The organism is Ramlibacter lithotrophicus (genome assembly GCF_012184415.1).
GTDB lineage: Bacteria > Pseudomonadota > Gammaproteobacteria > Burkholderiales > Burkholderiaceae_C > Ramlibacter > Ramlibacter lithotrophicus.
On sequence record NZ_VTOX01000021.1, the window covers coordinates 1 to 1,617 of the forward strand.

The 1,617-nt window shown below is 65.9% G+C and carries 2 protein-coding genes; both read right to left on the reverse strand.

Annotated elements, in window-relative coordinates; translation table 11 throughout:
• Positions 1-60: 60 nt before the first annotated feature.
• Entirely contained in the window at positions 61-885 is an 825-nt protein-coding gene (istB, locus tag RAMLITH_RS25425) for an IS21-like element helper ATPase IstB (RefSeq protein ID WP_168110273.1), read from the reverse strand.
• The coding region (locus RAMLITH_RS25430) for a Mu transposase domain-containing protein (protein WP_420376940.1) at positions 882-1,617 on the reverse strand (736 nt) is incomplete at its 5' end. The genes istB and RAMLITH_RS25430, both read right to left, overlap by 4 nt.

Here is a 1,617-nt window from a genome sequence, read left to right on the forward strand (position 1 = left end):
TGTTGAAGATCGTCGAGAACTGACCCAGCGCGATCGTTCAATTTTGACCCGCCCTCAAGGCTACCTGATGGTGGCCTCGCCTGTGGATATCTCCTGATCCTGGGTTGTCGTCTTCCCTCCTTTCTTCTTTGAATTGGTTCTGGCGACCGTAGTGGCCGTCGAACTCTGTTTGAACCGCCACGACTCGTTGCCGGTCTCCACGATGTGGCAGTGATGGGTGAGCCGATCGAGCAGTGCCGTCGTCATCTTCGCGTCGCCGAAGACGGCTCCCCATTCGCTGAAGCTCAGGTTGGTCGTGATCACCACGCTCGTGTGCTCGTAGAGTTTTGAGAGCAGGTGGAACAGCAAGGCGCCGCCGGACTGGCTGAAGGGAAGATAGCCGAGCTCGTCCAGGATCAGCATGTCGACGTACATCAGGCGGTGGGCGATCTGCCCGGTCTTTCCGATCGCCTTCTCGGCCTCCAGCGCGTTGACCAATTCCACCGTCGACTGGAAGCGAACCCGCTTGCCGTACCGCTGCACGGCTTCGACGCCGAGCGCCGTGGCCAGGTGAGATTTGCCAGTGCCCGGCCCGCCGATGAAGACCACGTTCTGCGCTGCCTCGGTAAATGCACTGGTGTGCAGCGTCCGGAGGAGGGCTTCGTCGACGGCGCTGGTTGCGAAGTCGAAGCCGGCCAGGTCCCGATGCGCCGGGAAGCGCGCCGCCTTCATCTGGTAGCTGATGGAGCGCAGGTTGCGCTCGGCTCCTTCCGCATCGAGCAGCAGTTCCACGAGCTTCTCAGGCTCCAGCGCCGAGTGCCGGCAGCGCGCCACCAGCTCCGGCCAGTTGGCTGCCATGCCGTGCAGCTTGAGCGTCTTCAGACGCGTGACGATCTCCACGCTCATGTCCGAACCTCCCGCAGGCTGTCATAGCGCTGCACATCCGCGCGCGGCTCTTGGCGCAGCGCGGGCACGCCCGCTTCGATCGGCTCCAGGGCGCCCACGCCGTCCTTCAGGCGTGCCAATACGTTGAGCACGTGCTCGGCACTGGGTCGGCCGGCTTCCAGCGCCATCTCGGCTGCGACAAGCACGGCGTCCAATCCGTGGACCGGCACGGCGGCCAGCACCTGCGTCATCACGCGGTCGCCGCCCGGATGGCGAAGCAGGTGCCGCTGCAGCGTCTGCAGGGCGTCCGGCATCGTCTTGAACGGCGCCCCGTTGCGCAGCGCCCCCGGCTTGGTCTCCACCAGCTCGATGTAGTGCTGCCAGTCGTAGAAGGTCTGCTCGCGCTCGAAGCTGCGGGCATGCCGGGCCACCTCGAACCCGTCGGCCACGAGCACCAGCTGCTGCGGGTACACGCGCAGGCTCAGGATGTCGTTGACGTGCCGGGTGGGCACGCTGTATCGGTTGCGCTGGAAGTGGATCAGGCTGGTGGCGGACACGCGCACCTGGTGCTCCACGTAGCCGTCGAAGGGCTTGGGACACGGCATCAGGCGCGCCTGCTCGTCCTGCCAGACCTCGGCCACGGAGAGCGCCGGCCACTCCGGATGGGCGCTCTCATCCCAGCTCTGGCGGCAGCGCTCAACCAGCCAGGCGTTCAGGGCATCCAGGTCGCTCCAGCGCCGCTCGGCCGCCTCG

Excerpts from the sequence above, each read along its gene's own strand:
- istB (WP_168110273.1), bottom strand. The coding sequence starts at position 885 with ATGAGCGTGGAGATCGTCACGCGTCTGAAGACGCTCAAGCTGCACGGC.